The sequence below is a fragment of the Vibrio sabulosilitoris genome, assembly GCF_055391395.1.
On record NZ_AP029599.1, the window covers coordinates 1,250,305 to 1,273,212 of the forward strand.

The 22,908-nt window shown below is 42.8% G+C and carries 21 protein-coding genes and 1 other RNA gene; 8 read left to right on the top strand and 14 right to left on the bottom strand.

Annotated elements, in window-relative coordinates:
* The first annotated feature begins 143 nt into the window (after positions 1–143).
* Both ACZ5R2_RS05900 and ACZ5R2_RS05905 read left to right on the top strand, forming a co-directional pair.
* The gene (locus tag ACZ5R2_RS05900) at positions 144–467 is read left to right on the top strand and encodes a helix-turn-helix domain-containing protein (RefSeq protein ID WP_464901425.1); all 324 of its coding nucleotides are present in this window, start codon (positions 144–146) and stop codon (positions 465–467) included.
* Complete coding sequence (locus ACZ5R2_RS05905; protein ID WP_464901426.1) at positions 467–1,708, top strand: type II toxin-antitoxin system HipA family toxin; 1,242 nt, start codon at positions 467–469, stop codon at positions 1,706–1,708. Before ACZ5R2_RS05900 ends, ACZ5R2_RS05905 begins: the two co-directional genes overlap by 1 nt.
* Before the next feature lie 47 nt (positions 1,709–1,755).
* Here ACZ5R2_RS05905 and ACZ5R2_RS05910 read toward each other — a convergent pair whose 3' ends face one another.
* Positions 1,756–2,751, bottom strand: a complete 996-nt coding sequence (locus tag ACZ5R2_RS05910; RefSeq protein ID WP_464901427.1) for a transposase — start codon at positions 2,749–2,751, stop codon at positions 1,756–1,758.
* Positions 2,752–2,919: 168 nt separating this feature from the next.
* Here ACZ5R2_RS05910 and ACZ5R2_RS05915 point away from each other — a divergent pair, with 168 nt between their 5' ends.
* The gene (locus ACZ5R2_RS05915) at positions 2,920–3,522 is read left to right on the top strand and encodes a sce7726 family protein (RefSeq protein WP_464901428.1); all 603 of its coding nucleotides are present in this window, start codon (positions 2,920–2,922) and stop codon (positions 3,520–3,522) included.
* On the opposite strand, the gene ACZ5R2_RS05920 is transcribed toward ACZ5R2_RS05915, so the two are convergent.
* The 4 genes from ACZ5R2_RS05920 to ACZ5R2_RS05935 all read right to left on the bottom strand — a co-directional run bounded on the left by ACZ5R2_RS05920 (position 3,455) and on the right by ACZ5R2_RS05935 (position 7,659).
* Positions 3,455–4,564, bottom strand: coding sequence for a beta family protein (locus ACZ5R2_RS05920; protein WP_464901429.1), 1,110 nt, complete (start codon positions 4,562–4,564; stop codon positions 3,455–3,457). The genes ACZ5R2_RS05915 and ACZ5R2_RS05920 overlap by 68 nt on opposite strands.
* Entirely contained in the window at positions 4,565–5,791 is a 1,227-nt protein-coding gene (locus tag ACZ5R2_RS05925; RefSeq protein WP_464901430.1) for an ImmA/IrrE family metallo-endopeptidase, read from the bottom strand.
* A gap of 10 nt (positions 5,792–5,801) precedes the next feature.
* A complete protein-coding gene (locus ACZ5R2_RS05930) occupies positions 5,802–6,263 on the bottom strand; it encodes a DUF6932 family protein (protein WP_464901431.1) in 462 nt (153 codons plus the stop codon).
* A 154-nt stretch (positions 6,264–6,417) separates the two neighbouring features.
* Entirely contained in the window at positions 6,418–7,659 is a 1,242-nt protein-coding gene (locus tag ACZ5R2_RS05935) for an integrase domain-containing protein (protein ID WP_464901432.1), read from the bottom strand.
* A gap of 1,035 nt (positions 7,660–8,694) precedes the next feature.
* Between ACZ5R2_RS05935 and ACZ5R2_RS05940 the strand changes: the two genes are divergently transcribed.
* The 3 genes from ACZ5R2_RS05940 (at position 8,695) to ACZ5R2_RS05950 (ending at position 11,956) form a co-directional block, all read left to right on the top strand.
* A complete protein-coding gene (locus tag ACZ5R2_RS05940) occupies positions 8,695–9,777 on the top strand; it encodes a site-specific integrase (protein ID WP_464901433.1) in 1,083 nt (360 codons plus the stop codon).
* A 65-nt stretch (positions 9,778–9,842) separates the two neighbouring features.
* Complete coding sequence (locus tag ACZ5R2_RS05945; RefSeq protein ID WP_464901434.1) at positions 9,843–11,651, top strand: DUF3987 domain-containing protein; 1,809 nt, start codon at positions 9,843–9,845, stop codon at positions 11,649–11,651.
* A complete protein-coding gene (locus ACZ5R2_RS05950) occupies positions 11,651–11,956 on the top strand; it encodes a hypothetical protein (RefSeq protein WP_464901435.1) in 306 nt (101 codons plus the stop codon). The genes ACZ5R2_RS05945 and ACZ5R2_RS05950 overlap by 1 nt, the downstream gene beginning before the upstream one ends.
* 61 nt (positions 11,957–12,017) lie before the next feature.
* On the opposite strand, the gene ACZ5R2_RS05955 is transcribed toward ACZ5R2_RS05950, so the two are convergent.
* The 6 genes from ACZ5R2_RS05955 to smpB form a co-directional block, all read right to left on the bottom strand.
* A complete protein-coding gene (locus ACZ5R2_RS05955) occupies positions 12,018–12,881 on the bottom strand; it encodes a hypothetical protein (protein WP_464901436.1) in 864 nt (287 codons plus the stop codon).
* A gap of 528 nt (positions 12,882–13,409) precedes the next feature.
* Positions 13,410–14,141 (bottom strand): PmeII family type II restriction endonuclease, encoded by a 732-nt coding sequence (locus ACZ5R2_RS05960; protein ID WP_464901437.1) that lies wholly within the window; start codon positions 14,139–14,141, stop codon positions 13,410–13,412.
* Positions 14,142–14,267: 126 nt separating this feature from the next.
* Positions 14,268–15,629 (bottom strand): DNA cytosine methyltransferase, encoded by a 1,362-nt coding sequence (locus ACZ5R2_RS05965; protein WP_464919427.1) that lies wholly within the window; start codon positions 15,627–15,629, stop codon positions 14,268–14,270.
* A 336-nt stretch (positions 15,630–15,965) separates the two neighbouring features.
* Positions 15,966–17,225: a tyrosine-type recombinase/integrase gene (locus ACZ5R2_RS05970; RefSeq protein ID WP_464901439.1), complete on the bottom strand. Its 1,260-nt coding sequence runs from the start codon at positions 17,223–17,225 to the stop codon at positions 15,966–15,968.
* Positions 17,226–17,323: 98 nt separating this feature from the next.
* Positions 17,324–17,690, bottom strand: a transfer-messenger RNA (tmRNA) gene (gene ssrA, locus ACZ5R2_RS05975).
* Positions 17,691–17,757: 67 nt separating this feature from the next.
* A complete protein-coding gene (gene smpB, locus ACZ5R2_RS05980) occupies positions 17,758–18,243 on the bottom strand; it encodes an SsrA-binding protein SmpB (RefSeq protein WP_438458928.1) in 486 nt (161 codons plus the stop codon).
* A 117-nt stretch (positions 18,244–18,360) separates the two neighbouring features.
* Between smpB and ACZ5R2_RS05985 the strand changes: the two genes are divergently transcribed.
* Positions 18,361–18,804, top strand: coding sequence for an SRPBCC family protein (locus ACZ5R2_RS05985; RefSeq protein WP_438473730.1), 444 nt, complete (start codon positions 18,361–18,363; stop codon positions 18,802–18,804).
* The gene (locus ACZ5R2_RS05990) at positions 18,794–19,153 is read left to right on the top strand and encodes an RnfH family protein (RefSeq protein ID WP_438458926.1); all 360 of its coding nucleotides are present in this window, start codon (positions 18,794–18,796) and stop codon (positions 19,151–19,153) included. The genes ACZ5R2_RS05985 and ACZ5R2_RS05990 overlap by 11 nt, the downstream gene beginning before the upstream one ends.
* A gap of 72 nt (positions 19,154–19,225) precedes the next feature.
* Here the strand turns inward: ACZ5R2_RS05990 and bamE are convergent, their stop codons facing one another.
* From bamE to nadK, 3 genes are all read right to left on the bottom strand, one after another.
* Positions 19,226–19,585 carry an outer membrane protein assembly factor BamE gene (gene bamE, locus ACZ5R2_RS05995; protein ID WP_438458925.1) on the bottom strand — a complete coding sequence of 120 codons (360 nt, stop codon included), beginning with the start codon at positions 19,583–19,585 and terminating at the stop codon, positions 19,226–19,228.
* A gap of 198 nt (positions 19,586–19,783) precedes the next feature.
* Positions 19,784–21,448, bottom strand: coding sequence for a DNA repair protein RecN (gene recN / locus ACZ5R2_RS06000; protein WP_464902315.1), 1,665 nt, complete (start codon positions 21,446–21,448; stop codon positions 19,784–19,786).
* Positions 21,449–21,713: 265 nt separating this feature from the next.
* Positions 21,714–22,598 carry an NAD(+) kinase gene (gene nadK, locus ACZ5R2_RS06005; protein WP_464901440.1) on the bottom strand — a complete coding sequence of 295 codons (885 nt, stop codon included), beginning with the start codon at positions 22,596–22,598 and terminating at the stop codon, positions 21,714–21,716.
* Between the last annotated feature and the right edge of the window lie 310 nt (positions 22,599–22,908).

Sequence of the window (22,908 nt, forward strand, 5' to 3'; positions counted from 1 at the left end):
CTCACCTTCACAGAAAGTATTGAAAAACAACTTTAAGTTGTTGGTAGATAGACATACAACTTAAAAGTTGTGATTTGACATCTATACAACTAAAATGTTGTAAAGGTGTTCTGGAACAACTTTTAGGTTGTTTGGTGGAAATAATGAAAAGCGTAGAAGAAATTGCAACCTTGCTTACTGAGCAGCGCAGAAAGCTCGGTATCGAGCAAAAAGACATGTATATGCGGATTGGCATGAAGCAGCAACAATATCAGCGCATTGAAGCGGGCAGTGATGTAAAGCTATCCACCTTACTTAGGGTATTGGAAGGGCTCGACTTGGAACTCTCGATCACGCCCAAAGGCAGAAAAGCGCATCCAGCTCTTCAAGCGAGTGCTATTCAAGGTCAGGGCGAAGGTTCAAAAAGTGACCAATTACCAGACGACGGGGATGACCTTGGTTTTTGGTTTGGCTCTGAGGATAAATAATGAGTAAGCAGATAGAGAAGGTTGAAGGTCTGAATATTCAGCTTCATGGTATCGATGTTGCGGTTATTGCTCATTATGCTGGTGGCAAAAACATTCTGACTTTCAATCCTGATTTTGCTGCCATACCAGATCACCAGCGCCCTGTTTTTACTTTGAGGCAGTTGCTTGACCCTGCTTATTTGAACAAGCCGCAAATTAGAACCGATAAGATTCCCCCAGTCCTGTCTAATCTGTTGCCTGAGGGGGCGTTAAGAGAACTGACAGCGCGATCGCTTCGTTGCCACACCAATAATGAGTTTTCAATCCTTGCCTATCTAGGCTCCAATTTGCCGGGAGCCATTATTGCCCGGCCAATAAAAGCAGGGGATTTACCTGATTGGGCGTTAGAGCAACGACTGTCGACAGAGCCTCAACAGATTGATGTGAAGCATGCCGATACCAAGTTTTCTTTGGCTGGTGTACAGATGAAGTTCTCGTCGTCTCACGTGGATGGCCGTTACCATATCGATCAGGAAATCTCTGAGGATATGTGGATTGTCAAAACACCATCGACGGTTCACAAAGGTGTCCCTGTCAATGAGTATACCTGTATGAAGCTGGCTGAAGCCGCTGGGGCGGATATTCCGCAAGTACGACTGATCGAACTTAGTGAGCTAGAAGGGTTACCAAGCATCCGATTGCCAGATGAGCAGTACGCCTATGGTATCAAGCGGTTTGATCGTAGCAGCGCTGGTCGTATCCATACTGAGGACTTTGCACAAGTTTTTGGTCTGTATCCCTCAGATAAGTATCAAAAAGTCAATTATGAGCAACTTGGCAGCGTACTTTATCGAACAAGCGCGGAGCGATTGAAGGATATCCAACAAATGGCTCGAAGACTGCTTATTAATATCTTGCTTGGTAACGGTGATGCCCATTTAAAGAATTGGACGCTTATCTATGCTGATCAGCAATCTCCGCGTCTATCTCCACTTTATGATGTGGTGTTTACCGCCCCATACATCGAGCATGACAGCCTAGCGCTTAACATGGTGGGGACCAAGCAGTGGTTTGGTATTACGATCGAGCATTTCGAAGTATGGTCAGACAAGGTGGGGGCTCCTTGGATTGCTATTAAGCCTCATCTGCTGGAAGTCATGACCGTTGCGAAAACTAAGTGGCCGGGGTTGTTAAAGGAGCTTCCAATGCTTGAGGAACACAAGACTAAACTTGAACAACACTGGCAACAGTTGAACTTTTGATTCGAAGGTTGGGTCAATGGGGAACAAAGGCTTGCTGTACTTCGTCTCTATGCAGCTTTGAAACAACGCTTTGCGGCCCCAACGCCTCTGATCCGCAGTAAACCCTTGTGACTTTGATATTGACGCAATGATTGCTCACCTCCGATTGGGCCAGTGAACTCTTTCTCAAGCGTAGTGATCAGTGACTCCCAAACAGATTCGCTGATTTGCAACCGCGTAAGGATGGGAAGGTGTTGCTCCGAGATAGCACCACGCTTGTCTTGCCGGAGAATTCGTCCACTGATGTCAACTAGAGCCAGATAATCTTTGAGTCGAAAGGGCAGCCCTTGAGGCATGTGCTTGCGTGGGTTACCGACGAATGGAAACAAGGCCTTAGGCTGAGGTGGCTTATTAGCGCTCGATTGATGCAGGCTCTCGACCCGCTTTTTAACGCTAGTATAGTTTGATTGCTCTGGTGTCTCAGCGATCTTAGCTCGAACCGGGTTTAGGTCAACGTAAGCCATGCAAGCCGCTAAGGCTGCTTCATCAAGCAGTGCCTGTGATTTAAATCGCCCCTCCCAAAAACGACCAGTACAACCATCTTCTTTGTTGGCTTGACGAGCAATGCTCTCATTGAGGTTGCGCATAAACCAACTGATGTCATACAGCCGCTTGCGATATACTTCAACCGTTTCCATCACTGACTGCAGTGAGGCCTTGTCCAACGATTCACCATTGATAAATCGGGTGGTGAGCAAGGTGCCTTTATGCAATTGATGCCAGCGCCGTAATATCTCGTGCGTATCCCAAGCCATCGCTTGCTCTTCATTAATATGCAGCACAATATGAGTGTGATTACTCATCACGGCATAAGCACAAACATCAATCGCGAAAATGCTAGCAAGCTGCAAAAGTCGGCTCTCTACCCAACCGCGACGATGCTCATAGCTCTTACCCGAAGCGTCATCAAACCCACACAAAAAGGCACGACGAACACATCGCGACACGCAATGGTAGTAGGCGGTATCTTCAAGGCTGATTTGTTGTGAGCGTGCGGTTGGCATTTTGAAGCTCCTTTGGTGGGGTGCTGTTTGAGTGTAGGAGCCTCAGGTTGATAGTGCCAATATCATGGGTGTCTTAATATCTCTTCTGTATCTGTCAGCCGGGCTGAGGAATATGGTGTAGAATAATGCTCAGAGACAATCAACACATTGAATTGAGATAAAGCAAGTATGTATGCAACCAATGATCAGGAGATAAGAGAAGCCTTTCACAAGAAAAAGCTCAAACGAAAGCATGAGGACAAACACACACTTGTGATAGATGAGTTAGGTCTCATGCATGGATCTAGCAGAATTGATATAGCGGTCGTGAATGGGTGTATTCATGGCTTTGAAATTAAGAGCTCCAAAGATACTCTTTCGCGATTTAACGATCAGCTCAGCACTTACCTAAAAACGATGCAAAAACTTACACTGGTAGTTGCACCAAACCATTTGAAAGGTATTTTGGAGCTAGCACCTGATTGGGTGGGGGTTATTGTTGCTGAAAAAGGTGCGAAAGGAGGAATACACTTCAAAACAATCAGAAATACTAGAAAAAACCCCAATGTGGAGGCCATAAGCATCGCTCACTTGCTATGGAAGGGAGAAACTCAAGCTTTGTTAGAAAAGCTTGGAGTTCCATCCAGTGTCCGGCGCGGCACAAGGCTTGATTTGTATAAGGTTCTAGTTAGCCATATCAATCTTGAGGAATTGGTCAGAAATATTAAGGTAACTTTTGAGACCCGTTCAAATTGGCGATCTGGCTCACAACTAATGTCAGGTGGTGACTGATACTAGCCTCTTTCCAAGTGCTTAGGTTGCCAGTGCCGCAGGCCCCTGTAGAACAGTCTGAAATCTTCTTGTCCCCCGGGGAGAAGTTCTTGCCATAGAAATAATTATGGGGACTGGATATTAAGCTATTGCATAGCGTTTTCATTTGAGAAGGGTTGTCTCGGAATGAACCACCTTTATAGACAAGCCACTTGTCTTCATAGGAATACACAAGTTTTGCAGCCGGTTTCATCATTCGCATGTCTAAGGATGTAAAATCTGGTGTTTCAACAGTGTAGTCTCCAAAACCTAAGTTAGGAAAATCTGCTTTTAAAGCGGAGTGTAATTGCTTGTAAAATGCCCAATCATCGCGTTCTTGTTCTGCTCCAGGTTTTTTTACCATCTCTAGCTCAAGTGAAGTACCAATAACGTAGATTGAGCGATAGGTAGCAATTTTAGGGATAACGCCAAGCAAGGTTGATGTCATACAAACAACATCTTCAGTTGGTTTGTAGTTTGCTCCTTTCCTGAAATCAACGATTAGGTCCACTTCATGGCTATTGCATCCAATTTGAATGAGCAATTGTTCTATCTTGTTGTAACTAGACGGATCAGCTAGCTCATCTAGAGAGACTCTAATACCAATCCCATATGAGCGATCACAGTAGGTTTTTTTTACTGCACGAATATAACTAACGTCATAATCCAAGTGAATCACTGGGGAAAAATGGCCACCGATTGAGCTGATCTCATCAAAAATAAACTCAGGTATTGTCCTACCATCCTTGACACTGTCTAAGTGGAGGCTCGGATCTATATCAAGTAAACAAGGTAAGGCTCCCCATTTATCCCAGTAACGCCTAGCGAGTTTTTCTACGTGCTCCTCTGCGGTCTTTTTGGGTTTTTGTTCCTCAAAATCATATTCAACAGGGGGAATGACAAACAAAGGGTAAAGCAATTTTTTTATGGATTTATCCAGGCGCAACAAAGCCTGATACTCACCTTGTCTCCACTTTAGGACGGGAAGGTATTTAACATATGAATGCTGGTTATCATCGATCATTTAAAACCACTCTCTCACTTTTCCATAGCCGACGAGGTTACTAAACTTGGTATAATCTTTTAGCTCTTTCCTTAATCTTCCGGCAACAATTGCGGGGTGCACTCCCATTCTTTTGGCATCTCCCAAAATTGCTGGTTCGGTTACCATTACTCTTGAAACTGCAGTTTTCCAAGTTTCAGGTGGAATAAGAGCATTTAACGCAAAGAGGTCTGCTTCTTCTTCGATAGAATCTGTATTTTCACCTACATTCTCATCAACGAAATCACTCCCAAAGTTTGCTAAGTGCAGAAAAACATGCCCAAGTTCATGCATCAATACAAACCAAAAATTGTCTAATCTATCATGCCTTATAGTGATACCAATGATTGGAGTGCCATTTTCAGATAACATTGCTGCTCCATCCAGGTATGTTCCTTTTAAATGAGGTTCATAAACTAGAAGAATACCTTTGCTTCTTAGGAGGGTGCGAGCTTGCAAAGGGCCTTCATCCTCTGTGCTCAGGGCAACTAGCTCAGTGAGCCAGCCGTCATCGAATTCGAATGGGGGAACTGCTGAAGTTTCTAGCTCCTGCTCTGCACTAGATAGAACTTTTGCTTGCCAAGCTAACAATGAAGCCTGATGTGCCGTTTTTCCTGAATAACTTGTCTTTCTGTGAAGTGCTGGTTGTAACCCGTGACCAAAAGCCGTTTTAATGAAGGATTCTGCCGCCTTGATAGCATTCCTTCCTTCTGATATCCAACCACGCTTTTTCATCTCATCTATAGGGAAAGTGTTCCATTGAATCTCAGCAGCTTCATCTAAGTCAAAGATGACTTGGCCCGAATCATCAAATACTTTTCTAATGGCCAGATTCAAGTGATCAGCGATTTTTAAGGCCCTCGATAAGCTGACTCCAAAGTAGTTGCCAGACTCGATACCTTTGAATTTGGCTTCAGAAATGTTTAAAAAGTTAGCCAGTTCTTTTTGGCTGACACCTTTTGCTATACGAGCTTTGATTAGATAATTTGCAAGCGCTTTAACGTTCAGCTCTGATACTTCGGTTAGTTCGCCACTGATGAGTCTGGTATAGCTCTCAACCTGGCCATCAAGGTCAAGAATTTGATTTTGGAGTGACTGTCTTTGCAAATCCCCCACCCACGATGAGTCGGTGGCTAGCGAGTTTAAAGCCTCTACTAGTTTTGCTCGAGCTTGTGTTGAAATTTTTAGTTCAATGTCATTGAGTATCATGTAACACGCCCTAACAATCGAATTCACTGTTGAGTTCTAGCAATACAATTCCTTTACGTAAGCCGGAGTGCTTTTCTTGCTGAAAGAACTCCATATAAGGGGTTCCCAAGTTGTCAGCGTGAAATTGTGCAGGAAAAAACTCCCCTTCATACTTAGCTTTCTGAGATGCTCTTCCATTTGAAAAGTCTAAGAAAACGGGCTCCAATTTGTATTGATTAACATTTGTAACATCCCAACATGCATCATAATCGCCTGGTATTGGTTTTTTCGTAACATAACTACCATCAATATAGACCTTAGAACAGCCAGCGTGCTTTAAGGCCTTCATAGCTAGGACTAATCCATTGAATTGTTTTCTTCTATGAGGGTTGAAGGCAAAAATTTCCCCAAATTCGTGTATGTCTAGTTTGTGTATACCCTCTGTTAGTACAGGCCAAGGTGCTAGAGGAATTTCATGAAAGCTAATTGACATTATTTAATACAAAAGCAGTTAAATATAAACTAGTTGTATATCATAAGTCGGACGTAAGCTCAGTGATAGAAGTTTTAAAGTTAAAAAAATATCGTTAATCGTCAATAGATACCTAGATCAGTAAAGTCACATAAAGTTGGTGGCGTTACATAAACTAGATAACAGATTTTAAGGCTAGCGTATTAGTAACCGATAGCTTTCCTGTAGCTGCTTCATCAATGTGTTCACTCCACCAGATCATCATTGGGCGGCGACGTTCCAAATAGTCGGTACGGTTATAGGCACTACGAACCTGATTGTCGTCAACATGTGCCAAAGCTGCTTCAATTATATCTTTATCAAAGCTCTGCTCGTTGAGGGTGGTACTTGCCAGCGAGCGAAGACCATGACTCACTAAGCGACCTGCAAACCCCATACGTTTGAGGGCCATGTTTGCTGTTTGGCTATTACATGGCTTCTTAGGGTCCCGATCAGAAGGAAATATGAACTCACGGTGGCCGCTTATCGGTTTGATGACTTCGAGCAGTTCAAGCATTTGTTCAGTCAGCGGTACGCGGTGTTCTCTGCGTTTTTTCATCCGTTCGGCAGGGATAGTCCACACCTTTTCATGCCAATCAATTTCTTCCCAGCGAGCTCCAGAGGCTTCACTAGGGCGTGTCATTGTATGAAGTTGCCATTCTATCAAGCAGCGTGTCGTGCGCTTTATGCTTGCATTGGCTATTGCTCCCATAAGCTCAGGTAGCTCTGCAGGCTTTAGGGCAGCCATGTTCTCTTTCTTGGGCTTTTTGAATGCAGCCTTGATACCTGTGAGTGGGTTGGCTTGCACGAGCCCACAGTTGGTCGCATAGTTCATTACTTCGTTGAGGCGCTGAGCAAGACGTTTGACGGTCTCTAAGCTGCCTTTGGCTTCAATTGGTTTGAGAAGCTCTATAACTTGCGGAGCGTTGATTTCACGGACAGGTACATCGGATAGGTGAGGGAATATGTGTAACTCAAGAGAGCGCCATATATCGACTGCATAGTCGGGAGTGACATCATCTTTTTTGATTTCAAACCACTTGGTCGCCACATTGAGGAAGGTGTCTTCATGAACGGCTTTTAATTCTTGCTGGTGGCGCTTTCGCTCTTCTTGAGGGTCAATGCCTTGAGCTAGGAGTTCTTTCGCTTCCATTGTCAGCTTGCGAGCATTGGCCAAGGATAGGTCAGGGTACTTGCCGAGACTCAGGTTAGCTCGTTTGCGATTGGTTGGCCGATAGTAGTTGAGTATCCAGTGCTTTGAACCATTCGGTTTGATGCGCAAGCGAAGCCCTTCGCCATCGAAAAGGTTGTATTCCTTATCGGTTGGCTTTGATGCTTTGATTTCCTTGTCGGTAAGGCGTGTTGTTGTTTTTGCCATTGTGGGTACACCATATTGAACTCTTAAATTCAGTGTACCTTGTGATGTACCTAAAGATCAAAGAAGCCCTGGGATACTATAAGACGCAAAAGACGCTAAGTTATTGATTTTACTTTGCTGTAGGCACAAAAAAAGACGCCCTAGGACGTCTTTAAATGTAGAATTGGTGGAGCTGGCGGGAGCCACCTACATTGGTTTAAGTTACTGATTTATTGTGATTTTATCTGATGGTTTTTCTATGGTTAGTACCACAATCTAGGCAGGTTCACTTAGTTCGTCAAATACTTTTTTGAAGATTTTAGATATAACGAATAGATCCTTAACGGCACGGGAGCTTTGGAAATGTGGACGCCAGTTCAACTCCCTAAGTCAGTGGAAACAAGGTTGTTCTTGAAGTAGCACCTAAAAAGCCCTCAATATAATTCGTCTATCTCTAGACATAGAGTCACCTAGTTTGCGAAAAGGTCGCTTTCGCACCACTCCTACCAACACACCTATACCTCCCGTAGCCCCTCAGTATCGTTTACCAAAGCATCGTTAGAAGAACATCTAATGTAACCGTAACTTCAAACGCATCGATTGCTTGCTATTGATATGGCTGTGCGGCTTGGAGTTTTTACATCAAGAGTTGTTCCTTAGAGTGTAAAACCCATAGCGCAAAGCAACCCCTTTGGAATTTGCTAAGTCGTCCAAAAAGCCAAACTACGACGTTTATTTAAACGGTTGACTAAAAAATAAGCATTCGAACAACTATTTTTAATAAACACATTATTATCATGGTAATAAGAGGTGGACTACATTGGCTATAACAGTTTAGTTACATCTGAGTGTGGTTTAATCAAATTTAGGCTTGCTATAAGACTCTTTGAATGCCTTTATGTTGTTGCCGGGCGAGGTTGCAAGTAAAAAATACTTGCAATTATGTTGTCATATGGTTTTGTTGTTTGCATTAATGTTACGCCCTCAGGTGAGGGTGTGTTTGCATTATTTTAAAGGGTTGGTAAGGTGGCCGCAGTTGTTTGACGGGGGCTAAAATTGAGGAAGAAAAAAGTAGACGAAATAATGGAGCGTTTTTGTACTTATAGGAAAGCTAAAGGAGTTAGTAAAAAAAGTATAAATGATTACCGTGACATGAGTTATAAGGTTCTATCTATGGTTGATAAACCTTTAAATAGATGGACTAGGGAAGATGCCATTCATGTTTACAGTTCAATATATATAATGCCTCCATACACGGGAACGAAACCAGAATTCAAAAATATCTCAATGATAGAAATTATCAAGTTGGCTGAACAGGGTGGCTACGAGAGGATATCGATTGAAACTGCTAATAACTATTTTCGAGCATTCAAAGCATTTTTTAAATGGGCTATGAGTTCTGGATATGTGAAAAATGATATTTTTCTAGGAATTGAAGTTAGACCTAATAAGAAAAAGCCCAATAAACAAAGGGACATTTTCTCCAATGAACAACTTAGTGAAATATTTGGAATGAGAATATTCAATTCGAAAAGTCAGTCAGCTTCATTTAAGTACTGGATTCCGATAATAGGACTGGAAATGGCAATGAGACAGGGGGAAATCGCACAGTTAAATTGCAGTGACATAAGACAAGAAGACGGAATATGGTTTATATCTGTAAGTAGTAATACAGAAGATCAGAAAGTTAAAAATCCCAGTTCAATACGAGATTTACCAATAACATCGAATCTTATTAGATTAGGTTTTTTAGATTTTGTAAAAGATAGAGGACAAGGTAAGCTGTTTTCTGACGTTAGATACAGTGAAATAAATGGATATGGAGACATTGTATCTAAGTGGTTTAGTCATGAAAAAAAGCAGCTAGGTTATAGTAGAGAAAATACATTTCATTCTCTCAGGCATAACGCTATAGACAGAATGAAAAAATATGAAATTAATGAAGCGTTAGCCGCGGAAATATCTGGGCACTCATATAGAAGTGAAACATACTCTCGGTATGGAAAGAGCTACCACCTAAAAGTAAAAAGAAACATTTTAAATAAAATTAGTCATAAAGTAATTAAAAGGCTCCCGAGAGTTTATGGCAATATTGGGATAAAACACAAAGTAAGTAACACTATAAGAAAGTTAATTTAGATATTTAGATATCAATACAAGTGATAGCGGCTTTCGGATAGTTACAACCAAAATTTGAGGAATATATGAAATCAATCCTAGCTAGTTTCATTGATAAGGCAAAGGTTAAATTTTCTGGCGATGGGAATAAAGTAAACCTGCCTAAGGACTGTAAAATATCAGAGTCCTTAGACTTTCCGAGTGAAAATATGAGTATTTCATATAAGAGTAATAAAGACACAAATAACTCAAAATTAAATCTTGGAGTTATAAATGAACATCATGATGAAGTTGAGATGAAAAATTTAATGGAAGTGGAGCAGGAGCATTATATTTACACAGTTGAAGATAAACCTAATCAATTAGGAGGTATTGATAGTCTTGAAAAAAATACTAGCTATGAAAATGTAGAAGAAGTTAATTGGGATGACGTGCAAGATATACTTTCTTATAACAGCCTCAGAGCTGACGAATTAGATATAGCAATGCTTCCCAATGTTTTAGGTGAGTATGTCTTCGAGCAGTCAAAATCTGTCAACGATACCAGTCCAGACTACTTAGCTGTGTCTACCGTTGTTGCTGCCGCAAGTTTGATTGGAGGCAGCGCTATAATTACACCGAAGAAAAATGATAAGTCTTGGGAAGTAAAGCCTACTTTGTGGGGGGTAATTATAGGTGAACCTTCTAAATATAAAACTCCAATGTTAAGCAAAGGGATATCACCAATAATTAATGCCCAAAAACAATATATTGACAAGAAGAATATTGAAGGTCTGAAAAGACAAAAATTTAAAGATGAAGTAGTAAGGCTAAAAAAGCAAGAGCTTGAAAAAACCTTGAAGAAGGCAGTGCTTGAAGGGAAGGAAAGTAAAGTCAATCAGATAGGCATAGAGCTTAGTTCGCTAGAGTTAGATAATTTCTTAGAAAGAGAGGTTCTTATAACCGATGCTACTCCTGAAGCATTATTACAAAAGCTTCAAAGTAACCCTTTAGGCATTTTATTATATAGAGATGAACTGTCCGGAGTGTTTGCATCCATGACAAAAGCAGGTAGAGAGCAAGAGCGTGCGTTGTTATTAGAAGGATTTAATGCTTCAGGCTCACCATACACTCAGGAACGAATAGGACGTGAAAAGCTCATCGTACCTTGCGTGCACATTAATATATTAGGCGGAATACAACCAAAGATGCTGCTACCAATTATTGCAGATAGGAAATCAGGTATAGCAGATGATGGTCTACTAGAGAGGTTCCAGTTGATGGTATACCCCAACGATAAGACTACATCGTACACTGATGTATTGCCGTCTACTAAATCGAAAGAGAAAATTAATAATATCTTCCTCCTATTAGCAAAGCTAGGGGATTTTGAAGAAAAAAAATACAGTTTTGATAATAAGGCACAATTGCTTTGGGATCAGTGGTCAATTGAATTTCACAAACAATTAGGAGGCCTTACCCACGACCAGCAATCAATTGAAACTAAATATCCAGCTTTGGTGGCAAAACTTGCGTTAGTTTTTCATATTTTATTAGAAGCTGAAAACCATAGTGGTGGCGAGTTCTCACCACTAGGCGAAGTTAGCCCGGATAGTTTGAAGATGGCACTAGACTGGTTACAGTACTTGAGAACACACTCAAATAAAGTCTTACATATGGTAAGCAATGAAGAGGATAAAAGCGTAAGTGCTTTAATTACTAAATTACCTCAATTAGGAAAAAGCTTCACACGACATGTTCTAAGTCAAAAGTGCTGGAAGAATTTGACTAAGTCAGAAGATCGGAACCGTGCTCTTAAAGTGCTAGAAGGTGCTGGTTATATAAAAGAAATAACAAAACCTAAGACAGGTTTTATTGTAAATCCCAAAGTGTTGTATAAAGGAAAAGTATCATAATGAATTGTATTAAGAATAAAGGTTTAAAGGTTATTAGTGAGTGGAGCCTTGACTATCGAGGGATTGATCCTATTCAAGAAAAATTCTGGAATAATGCAAGGTGTAAAATTGAGGGTAATATTGATTTTACAAATAAAGAAAAAAAGAATTACTCAGATGAGATTAATATGCGTATTCATACTAGTTTTATATTACCATTGGCTGTTGGTCAGGTCGATGTAAGTTGCATCACAGAAATCGCGTCGGAAACGATTTTCTTGTTTGAAAATTTTGAGGAAGTTTTTGGTTTTAAACAGTTAGATTAGAACTTGAAACCCTGCATAGCCTGCAATATCTAAAATTTGCAGGCTATGCAGGTTATTTTTACTAAGAAATCTTCTTTTTTGATAGTGTCTCTATAGTTGATATTTTTCTATTTAATAGATCCAAATTCTCTGGGCATGTGTTGATTTCAACAAGTTCTAAGTAACTTTTTTTAATTCTATTGAACTGTCTGTTCATTTGTTTTGTGTTGCTACCATTATAAGATTCGAACCATTTGTCTATTTGCTTTTGAAGTTTTACTAGTGTTTTTGAACTATCGATGGCTTTTTTGTTATTATAAAAATGATGCTTCCAAATTTCCATTTTATTAGTCTTGTTTAACTCTGATGGGGTGTAGTCTTTATAGCTAATTCCTAAATGTTTAGTAACTGCAATGTTAAAGGAAGATTTGATTATTTGAGTTGCTTTTTTCTTTTGTAGTTCTTTCAAAACACTAGGTTGCGAGCTATTAAGTATTTTTCCAATTATTAAATGCACATGATCTCCAGTCCCTGATTTTATACTTTGGTCTTGCCTATGGAGAACTGCTCTGATATTTCTTTCAAAGAGCACTAGATCCTTATCATTTAATTTACAGAAACGAGCTAGGGATCTACAACAATATTTGATAATTTCTCGCCACTGACTATCAGTAGCATTAATTCCTTTAGGAAGGGTTAAGCAATACTCCATGGCATATGAAGATAAGTGCCGCCCTCTTTTCCCTGATAACTTCTGGTTTAACTTGTATCTTTCACCTAGTAGAGATATATATCGTACAGTACTTTTGTTCCCGACAATTGATTTTATTGACGATGTATTTTTGTGATTCGGGTGGCTTTTTGATGTCAAATACCTTTCTCTAGCAATTAACCCATCAATTCCATTCCTTACTGGTTGAGTAACGACCGTCCAATTTTTAATCATTTATTTGTATGGTACAAAAAATTGTCGGCTATTAACAATAATTTTCTTGGGTTCAAGATAGGACAAATTGCTTCGCTTAAATTTATCCATCTTGTTGGGGAGTCCCCAAGCCCCTTTCTTTTTTTATCTATGAAATGTATTATTGTAATAAATATGACTTTTACCGAGTTCGCTATTAACGATTATTATCGTAATCAATTATATCTTAAGGTTAAGGAAGAATTTTATATCAGATGTTTGAAATGTGGAATTATTTCAAGCAAAGATGTTATAAAAAGGACAGAGTTATTTCTGGTTTTGGAAAGAATTTCTACAGTATTAATATGTTCGATGTCTATTTATTCTGAAGTAGAGAATGAGAAGGAATTTGCTCTAGACAAAAATAATATACAGTTAGTTGTGAATCAGAAGGTTGATAGTATGATGAAAATCGTCACTAAAGATTTGGTTGGTTCAGTTTCTGATTACAACTTACATAAATACATAAGCTAGATATATCTAGCTTATGTATTATTGGCTGATAACTTGTTAATTATAACCTGAGTTAAAGCTTAACAACTTATCCCAATCTATTTCGCCCTCTTCAGTGCAATACTCGAGGGTGAACTCCATAGTGAACTTGTTCAGAACCTTTGCGTACTCGTCATCAAAGCGGCTGTTTCTTTCTTCAGCTTTATGTCCCAGTGGTTCAATTATCTTTGTATATAGCTCATTATCCCCTGAAATTTTAGTCCAGAACTTCTCACCACAAAGCTTATGATACTCTTCTTTTTCAGGCTTCTTATCCTTACCATAACAGCAGCCATTAATAGCAACTACTGGTATTGGTTTACCCTGATTAGTTCCCAAAATCCTTTTAGCTTTTCTAAAATGATCTTTCATTTTAGCTATTTGAGAGCTATTTCCCCAGTGTGGCCCTGATTTTATAGAGATGATATACCTCACGTCTTCATGGATAAACTCTAAATCGATTCCTTCCGCTGAGGATTTAATGCCTCCATATGTTCTACCACATATAAAAATCGCTAACTCTTCCAACAGTCCACCAAAAATCGCTTCTTCTTGAGAAGATAGGTGAGCATCCAAAATGGACTTTATTAGGTCATGACTAGTGTTTAGATTCTTTACCCTAAACAGGTAAGGATTTTTTCGCTGGAGGATTTTCGCTAGTTTTAGCTTTTGTAAGCGGTCAAGAATTGTATCGTGGTAAGTTTTGATACCCTCTTCGATAAAGGTATCTAGCTCTATGTCTTTGTCCATATGGCACCAGAAGAAGTTCAATATTCTCTTTACTTTACATTAGCATACAACCTTAGTCTAGCTAGGCCTTAGGCAAGTGCTTGGCTGGAGTCCCATGTTAACTACAGTCATCCAGCCAATTTGGAATTATCTGAAAAAAGAACGCTTCCACTCATGGTGAGATGTGTTTTTGTATCTTGAATAAGAGAAGTCAGGATAACATTTGATGTCTTCACCGTTGAGAAGCTTTGTAATGTGTTTGCCAATAGCGTACCCCAAGCCAACTGGAACAGCATTTCCTACTTGCTTATAACGCTCTTTGAGGCTCCCACATAACTTCCATTCTTCGGGGAACTGTTGGACAGCTCTATACTCTTGAATAGATAAAGGCCGATCTTCTTCGGGGTGAGCCAAGTCAGTAGCAGGCATTGTTGGGCTTGTTACCATCGTCGGGGCAGGTTTGTTCCAATCTAATCTTCTCAAAAAGCCACTTTTACCACCGCCAGAATAGAATGCTTTGCCCATTGCCTCTTTTTGAAGACTTTCAGGTAGAGCCTTCCAATTTTGACCAGATTTCAATACACGATAGTACTTTAGCCTCTTTTCAGGAAAATCCTCATGCTCATGCGCTTCGTTACTGTTGAGCAAAGAAGTAGCATCTTTGAACGTCCTCCACTTAGGAAGATCATATTCACTATTTTGAGTATGTGTTGGTTCCAGAAATGGGGCCTCTCGCCCATCTTTAGAGCAAATAATTACTACACGCTCTCTTACTTGCGGAACCCCAAAGTTTGCAGAATTGTAAAGCTCGAAGCTTATGCCATAGCCATTGCTCTCAAGTATTTTGATAATGTGGGACAAAGCACCTCCTTTTTGTTCTTCATCACTTAAAGGAGCATCGTCAGATGTTCTTTGATTATGCGGTCTGTGCTTCAGTGGTGATGATAGTAGTCCTCTAACATTTTCAATGACAAAATACTCAGGCTTGATCTCCATAGCAATATCTATGAATTTAAGAAATACGTTTCCCCGTTCGTCTTCGAAAGACTTGCGTTTTCCGGCTGTACTAAATGCTTGGCATGGCGGGCCTCCAACGATAAGGTCAACCTTATCGCCTAGCTTCAACCCGGCATTTGTCATAATTGATTCGGCATCATAGTTTCTGATATCACCAATCAGTGCCATATCGTGTTTGTTCTGTTGAATAGTCTGCCTTGCGTGTTTGTCGACTTCACATGCAAGTAAGCATTGGAATCCTGCCTGTTCTATTCCCAAATCAAGTCCCATAGCTCCGGAGAAGAAGCTTAAAACGATCGGTTTATCTGAATCACGGGGCATAGTTGCGCCATGATCAAGCGATGCATTTTGAGATACATAGGTTTGGAAGCTTTCTTTTGTCGCTACCCAAGACTTACCAACCTGTTCCGCGATGATCTTTCCGCTACTGCATAATTTTCTTGCAGATTGAGGAGTAATGGCTAGACTGGTCGCGATTTCTTGCACCGTCATTAGGGACTTCATTTTTTTTCCTAATAGTAAAAATCATACGTCCCTATCTTCTCAAGCTCTTTGCTGTGTGTCAATACGGCTGCTATGGTCGTTTCATCAATTACCAAAGGATGAGATATAGCTACTTGGTTTAAAGTTAAGTACTTGGACTAAGGAACTGTATTGATTTATATTTGTGTGCGTTGTCCGCTTTCATCACTCTGTTTTTCAATCATGGCCCGAATGATAGGCAGCGGAAGTGGACAACTCCTAAATCACTCTAAAACACACAGCTAAATATCCTGCTGTTTTGGCACGATAGCGTCGTTTCTGTCTATCGAAAAGCGCAGTCTATCATCAAAATTTAACTTCTATTTCCATAATTGCGGCTCTCAATGTTGATATGTCAATTGATTTGCCGTATCGATCATATGTGATGTTATTTTGTATATGTCCCAGAAGCTCCGCTGCTATTACTGGAGATACGTTTCTGTTTTTTAGTTGGGTAGCGACAGTGTGTCGAAAAGAATGGAAGTCATATCCTCGTTCAAATCCCAATGATTTTTTGAAGCGACCAAACCACTTAGAGGCAGCAGTGCCATAACCATCCCTCTCATGTTTTAGTACAGGAAATATGCGCTCATGTTGTATGCTTTTTACGTAGTCTATGAACCCGAGTTCTAGTAACTTGTCATGGATAGGGATTGTCCTTCTACTACTGTTGTTTTTTAAACGTTGACCCTCGAGTTTATCGTCAATTCTGATTACCCAGATATCATCTTGCTTGAAGATATCCTGCTTATAGAGCTGGCACAGTTCATTTAGTCTTGCACCCGAGTACACACCCAATAGTGGCAACCAGTAGTAATGGGGGTGCTTGTATTTCTTATGGGTGTGTATTTCAGTACCAAATAGCCTTTTCAGATCTGAATTGCTGTACGCGCTTTTCGCTTCACTATCCTTTCGAGTTTTTCTGAATTTCATACCTTTGAAAGGGTTTATATCAGTCAATTCCATCTGCAGGCACCATTCGAAGAATGAAGAGCATTTTTGGATGTAATCTTTTACGCTTTCAGGGCTTAAAGTTGGTAGTTTGTGTTTTTTGTTGGCCCTAATCAGTTGCTGTCCATTTAGCCCCTCAAATTGTTTGTGTTTTTTTGCATTGACCGGATATTGCGTTAGAAGAGAGCGAGCGTCTTCTGCCTGCAGTCGGCGAATATCTCTGATTTTGCTAGCTTTGAGTAGTGTAAGTACTATATGGCATTTAGCATAAGCCATCTCAAGGGTTTTGGGGCTTACTAGCCCTTGTTTAGACTCTTTGTACATTTCTAAACATGAGAATGCATCAAGTAAGGGTTTTTCATTCAGTGATGCAGGTGATGCAGGTGATGCAGGTGAAGTTGACTCTATATTACGGTCACTTAGTGCGCGATTTTTCTGTATGGAGATACGGATATCAAGTTCTAGCTGAAGCGCTTTCACAATCGCGACTTGTTTATCCGATGTACGGAGAGATCGTTTGATCTCAAATTTATGATTGAATAGATGACGGTAAGGAGCTGGTATTTGGTAGCGAAATTGCCAAATGCCATTCTTAGATATTTTTATCTTTTGCATGTTTTAGTACCTTTTTCTAGTACCAAACAGCTAAAATCAGCAAGTAACAAATACAAAAAGGGCGGTAAATCAGTGACTTACCGCCCTTTCCAAACGTTTGGTGGAGCTGGCGGGAGTTGAACCCGCGTCCAAAAATCATTCATCATTGGTACTACATGCTTAGTCGATCTTTAAATTCACCACCCACCTGCGAACCGACACGCTAATGAATGACTAACCTGAATTAAACTTCGCCGTTCATCTCTCAGGTGGGAGAATCCGGGCTAGCGCGTTTGGGTTTGATCTCTCGTTGGTCCCCGTCTTACGTGCGGAAGCTAGGGCGAGAGAGCTCTGAGCAGGTTATTAAGCTGCTAGTGCGTAGTTTTCGTCGTTTGCGACTATTTTTTTGCGGCTTTTTACGTGGCCAACCGCCCCACGGCATGCACCTCAGACTTCAAAATTCCTGTCGAATCCTAAATCAGCCCCGAAGTGTTCCTCGCATACTACCAGAATTGTTTACCCTGTCTAGCTTTGCGAGTTTAAGTGATTAATTTTAGCGCAGTGAGCTCTTCATAACGCGCGCTTTCTCACGTGCCCAATCTTTTTCTTTCAGATCAGTACGCTTATCGTGCAGTTTCTTACCTTTGGCGACACCAATCTTCATCTTGACCCAAGACTTAGACCAGTACAGAGAAAGGGCTGCCAGTGTCATACCTTCACGGTTGATGCGACCGAGTAGGTTGTCGAGTTCGCGGCGGCTCATCAGCAGCTTACGAACGCGGGTTGGGTTGGCGACAACGTGGGTTGACGCTTGATTAAGAGGAGTAATCGTCATGCCGCTGACAAAGGCTTCTCCATCACGCATGAAAACGTAGCTTTCGGCGATGTTGGCTTTGCCTTGGCGAAGGGCTTTTACTTCCCAGCCTTGAAGCTCTAGACCCGCTTCAATCTCATCATCGATGAAGTACTCGTGTCTCGCTTTTTTGTTTAGCGCGATAGTGTTGCTACCCGCTTTTTGTTTTGATTTTTTCTTTGCCATAATCATTGCATTATACGGTGGAGAATCGGCTTAGCATATCCCTTTATTTGCGCTCAGGCCAAATAAAAGAGAAAATGGTGAACTAGACGGTACTCAACACGTCCATGAGGAGAGTTTATGAAGCAAGTCAGTCGTTCGGCACTCGTGAGTTTTAGTGCGGATCAGATGTATGACCTAGTCAATGATGTATCAAACTATCCGGAGTTTTTACCCGGCTGCGCGGGCGCGGCGGTATTAGAAGCCAGTGAGCAGCAGATGGTGGCGTCGGTGGATGTGGCCAAGGCAGGGATCAGTAAGACCTTTACCACCAACAACGTACTCTCACCAGGGCGCTCGATCATGATGAATCTGGTCGATGGGCCTTTCAAGTCGCTGCAGGGGGGCTGGTACTTTACTCCGCTTGATGATCAGGCGTGTAAGGTTGAGCTAAAGCTCGAGTTTGAATTTAGCAGTAAGATGATTGAGCTTGCCTTTGGTAAGGTGTTTCATGAGTTAACCAGTAACATGGTCAATGCGTTTACTAAGCGCGCAAAGCAGGTGTACGACTGTTATGAGTATTGAGTCAGAGATGATCCACGTTGAGGTGGTGTACGCACTGCCGCACGAGCAGCGTGTGTTTACCCTAGTCGTTAACCGCTGCATGACCGTGGAAGAGATCATTCACCAGTCTGGTGTGCTGGAGCTCTATCCTGAGGTAGACCTAGCCAAAAACAAGGTTGGCGTGTTTAGCCGCAATGTGAAGCTCGATGCTACGGTGCGCGATCGTGACCGCATTGAGATTTATCGCCCGTTATTGGCCGACCCTAAAGAGATCCGCCGCAAGCGTGCTGAGCAAGCTAAGGCGTCTGGCAGCGCTGATCCTGTGACCGGCGGTAAGCCTAGTCCACTGCGCAAGACTGAGCAGTCTTAGCGACAGCATGGCAACAGATAAATGAAAAAGCTCGCCGATTTGGCGAGCTTTTTTGATCTGGGACTGGGCGTGTTAGCGCAGCTCTTGGAAGAAGCTATCGCCGATGGTGTAGTCACCATCCACTTCCACCAACGTACCGGCTTGGTCGAAGTCCACCACTAGGTTGCGTTGGATCGAGTCATTATGGCCTGGCGTGTGGTGATAGATGTAATACCACGTGTCAGGACGTCCATTCTCAATCAGCATTGGCGAGCCAAGCACAAAGCGCACCTGCTCTTTGGTCATGCCGAATCTTAGTTTGTCTACCGCTTCCTGCTCGACATAGTTACCCTGGTTGATATCGATTCGATACACCAGTTTCTCCAGTAAGGAGCAACCCGTTAACATCGTCATGGCAAGAGGGGCTGCGATCAGCCACTTCTTAAACTGCATAGGTAATTTCATTGTGTCTAGTGAATAAAACTTGGCTGATAATAAACAAGCTCGCGTCAGATGTATACCCAGCCGAGGCAAAGATGCGGGTTTCATCCCTTGCGCGCTTGGTTGCGCTGAGTATGACCCGCATCGATATTAAGACCACAAACACGTGGATTAGTTGCAGAATAAATAATGACTTATCACGCTGCAAGCTTAAGCGGCGATGAGTAGCTCTTTGGCATTGGCCAGTGTGCTCTCGGTGATCTCGCTGCCGCCAAGCAGTCTTGCCAGCTCGCTGACGCGCTGGTCGGTGTCGAGCACGCGCATTTGTGTCTCGGTTTTGCCTGCCTTGGTGTGTTTGGCGACGAATAGTTGCTGGTGGCCACTGCCTGCGACTTGCGGCAAGTGGGTCACACACATCACCTGGGTCGACTCACCCAGTTTGCGCAGCATTTTGCCGACCACGGCTGCGGTTGGGCCACTGATACCCACATCCACCTCATCGAAGATCAGGCTTGGGGTATCGACTTTTTGTGCAGTAATGACCTGAATCGCCAGGGAAATACGCGATAGCTCACCACCTGAGGCTACTTTAGCAATAGGCTGCATCGGCTGGCCTGGGTTGGTGGAGACAACAAAGGTCACGGTATCGATGCCAAGCGGTGACGGGTGCGGGGTCTCACAGCATACCTCAATGCAGAACTGGGCCTTTTCCATGCTCAGTTCGTGCATGCTTTGGGTGATCAGCTTGTTGAGCTCTTTGGCGTAGCGCACGCGGGATTTATGCAGCTTCTCAGCGCAGACTAGGAAGCGCTGATGCTTAGTTTCGACATCTTGTGCCAGCTCATCGAGCTTTTCATCAGAGCAGTCTAGGGCCTCGATCTGCTGAAGCAAATCTTGGTGATGTTGGTAAAGCTCTTCTGGCATTACGTGGTGCTTGCGCGAGATTGACATCACCTTGGAAAAGCGCTCTTCGACAAAGGCCATGCGCGCCGGGTCAACATCGATATTGTCTAGGTATGCACGCAGCTCACTGTTGGCTTCTTCGATCTGGATCATCGCCTCTGCCAGCATGTTTGGCAGCTCCGCGAGCTTTTCATCCATCTCGGCGAGATCAATCATCGATTGGCTGGCAGTTTGCAGGATACCGAGTGCGTTAACCTCATCGTTTTCGTAGATAAGATCGATGGCCTGCTGACAGCTGTGCGCTAGCTCACCGCTGTTGGATAGGCGTTTGTGCTCTTGTTCTAGCTCGGCAAACTCGCTTTCACCAATTGCTAGCTCGTTGAGCTCTTTGATTTGATACTCAAGCAGCTGTTTCTGCGCCAGGTTAGCCTGGCTGTTTTCTTTGAGCTGCTTAAGGGCATTATCCGCTTGGCGCCAGGTTTGATAGGCGTTACGGGTTGATTTTATTAGGTTATGGTGACCAGCGTATTGGTCGAGCATCGCCATCTGATAGTCAGATTTCATCAACTGATGATGGGCGTGTTGACCATGGATGTTGATCAGCATTTGGCCGAGTGATTTTAGCTGAGACAAAGGCACCGGGCTGCCATTGATAAAGGCGCGCGAGCGGCCTTCTTTAGTGATGGTGCGGCGCAGGATGCACTCATTGCCATCGAACAGGTCGTTGTCCTCCAGCCAGCGGGTGGCGTGGAGGTTATTATCCAGATGAAAGGCAGCGCTGACCTCGGTTTTCTCTTCACCTTGGCGCACCATGCCGGCTTCAGCGCGCCCGCCAAGGCACAGCCCTAGGGCATCGATAGCAATAGATTTACCTGCACCGGTTTCGCCGGTAATTGTGGTCATTCCTTGAGACAGTTCAAGTTGCAATGCTTTTACGATCGCGAAGTTGTTCACACTCAAATGGGCCAGCATCTTTTCATCACCTGTATAATTGAACATACTGTATAAGAAAACAGTATATACTGTTTCTTTATACAGTAAAGGCAGGGAATAAAAAAATTTTGTGACAATGGCTAAATTAAACCAGCAATAACAATAGGTTCACTTAGCAGGCAAGCAAAAGAATGGTCTTGGAGATGTGGTATCGGGAGAAGGGCTATGGCGGACCGGGAGTCAAGAACCAACCTCGCAGGGCAACGCCCGATCTCGCTTCTCGACTCTCGCCTCTGAATATTGGTTAAAACAGCTTACTTGACCAGCCGAGTTTATTGCGCAAAACGCGATAGTAGCTGTAATCCTTAGGGTGGATCAGCTTGAGTATATTCGGGCTGCGGTAGATATGGATCTCATCGCCAGGTGAAACCGGCAGCGATATCTGACCGTCGCAACTCACTTCTTGCGTGCCGCGATTCTCTGGTGAGACAACCAGCTTGATGCGGCGATAGCCATCGACGACCAAAGGTCGACTCGATAGGGTGTGCGGGAACATCGGCACTAAGCTTATTGCGTTCATGCTGGTGGAGAGAATCGGGCCGCCGCCAGAGAGTGAATAGGCAGTTGAGCCGGTTGGCGTGGCAACTATCAAGCCGTCTGAGCGCTGTGAAAACGCAAAGCTGTCATCGATGTAGACCTCAAATTCAATCATATGCGCTACTTGACCAGGGTGAAGCACCGCTTCATTAAATGCGGCGTTTTGGCTTTTTATCTGTCCGTGGCGGTGGATCTCGGTCTCAAGCAGGAAGCGGTCCTCAACGATGTATTCGCCGCGTAAAACCTCGGTTAGTGTGGTTTCAAAATCATCGGGGTTGATGTCGGTGAGAAAGCCAAGGTTGCCCTTATTGACACCGATAACGCAGATATCGAAGCGAGATAGCACCCGCGCCGCGCCCAGCATGTTGCCGTCACCGCCCACAACGATAGCCAGATCGGCACTCTCACCAAGCTCAATCAGATTGGCAAAGTGCTCTGCAGGAATATCGACCAAGATCTCTTCAAGGCGATCGTCAATGTACACGCGCTTGCCCTGTCCCATTAGCCAATGGTAGAGGTCGCGGTGGGTCTGTATCGCGTGTTGGTCGCGCGGTTTACCGATGATTGCAACGGTGTCAAAGGACTTATTCATGGGGTAATTTAGCCTAAGTGACGTCTGATATTGTTGTGTTTCAACAAATTACTTTACCGTCAAAATGAAAAACATGCACCTCTTGCGCTCAATAATCGCCCGCCGGCCAAGGTTCAATGGGTGATTTTTGCGAGCTGGCAGGTTTATTCGGCACTCGATTACCCATAATCCGAGGCGAAAGCCTTGAAACAGGGCTCATCATCCCCATAATAGTGGCAAGTTACCCTTACACGCGAATTTTTATGTCGTGACGCAGCGGGGCAATCGCACCCAAGGCGGCGTCATGCGTGAATCGTTGAATTCTGGAGAC

Coding starts and splice junctions, on each gene's coding strand:
- ACZ5R2_RS05900 (WP_464901425.1), top strand. CDS start 144: ATGAAAAGCGTAGAAGAAATTGCAACCTTGCTTACTGAGCAGCGCAGA.
- ACZ5R2_RS05905 (WP_464901426.1), top strand. CDS start 467: ATGAGTAAGCAGATAGAGAAGGTTGAAGGTCTGAATATTCAGCTTCAT.
- ACZ5R2_RS05910 (WP_464901427.1), bottom strand. CDS start 2,751: ATGCCAACCGCACGCTCACAACAAATCAGCCTTGAAGATACCGCCTAC.
- ACZ5R2_RS05915 (WP_464901428.1), top strand. CDS start 2,920: ATGTATGCAACCAATGATCAGGAGATAAGAGAAGCCTTTCACAAGAAA.
- ACZ5R2_RS05920 (WP_464901429.1), bottom strand. CDS start 4,564: ATGATCGATGATAACCAGCATTCATATGTTAAATACCTTCCCGTCCTA.
- ACZ5R2_RS05925 (WP_464901430.1), bottom strand. CDS start 5,791: ATGATACTCAATGACATTGAACTAAAAATTTCAACACAAGCTCGAGCA.
- ACZ5R2_RS05930 (WP_464901431.1), bottom strand. CDS start 6,263: ATGTCAATTAGCTTTCATGAAATTCCTCTAGCACCTTGGCCTGTACTA.
- ACZ5R2_RS05935 (WP_464901432.1), bottom strand. CDS start 7,659: ATGGCAAAAACAACAACACGCCTTACCGACAAGGAAATCAAAGCATCA.
- ACZ5R2_RS05945 (WP_464901434.1), top strand. CDS start 9,843: ATGAAATCAATCCTAGCTAGTTTCATTGATAAGGCAAAGGTTAAATTT.
- ACZ5R2_RS05950 (WP_464901435.1), top strand. CDS start 11,651: ATGAATTGTATTAAGAATAAAGGTTTAAAGGTTATTAGTGAGTGGAGC.
- ACZ5R2_RS05955 (WP_464901436.1), bottom strand. CDS start 12,881: ATGATTAAAAATTGGACGGTCGTTACTCAACCAGTAAGGAATGGAATT.
- ACZ5R2_RS05960 (WP_464901437.1), bottom strand. CDS start 14,141: ATGGACAAAGACATAGAGCTAGATACCTTTATCGAAGAGGGTATCAAA.
- ACZ5R2_RS05965 (WP_464919427.1), bottom strand. CDS start 15,629: ATGACGGTGCAAGAAATCGCGACCAGTCTAGCCATTACTCCTCAATCT.
- ACZ5R2_RS05970 (WP_464901439.1), bottom strand. CDS start 17,225: ATGCAAAAGATAAAAATATCTAAGAATGGCATTTGGCAATTTCGCTAC.
- smpB (WP_438458928.1), bottom strand. CDS start 18,243: ATGGCAAAGAAAAAATCAAAACAAAAAGCGGGTAGCAACACTATCGCG.
- ACZ5R2_RS05985 (WP_438473730.1), top strand. CDS start 18,361: ATGAAGCAAGTCAGTCGTTCGGCACTCGTGAGTTTTAGTGCGGATCAG.
- ACZ5R2_RS05990 (WP_438458926.1), top strand. CDS start 18,794: ATGAGTATTGAGTCAGAGATGATCCACGTTGAGGTGGTGTACGCACTG.
- bamE (WP_438458925.1), bottom strand. CDS start 19,585: ATGCAGTTTAAGAAGTGGCTGATCGCAGCCCCTCTTGCCATGACGATG.
- recN (WP_464902315.1), bottom strand. CDS start 21,448: ATGCTGGCCCATTTGAGTGTGAACAACTTCGCGATCGTAAAAGCATTG.
- nadK (WP_464901440.1), bottom strand. CDS start 22,598: ATGAATAAGTCCTTTGACACCGTTGCAATCATCGGTAAACCGCGCGAC.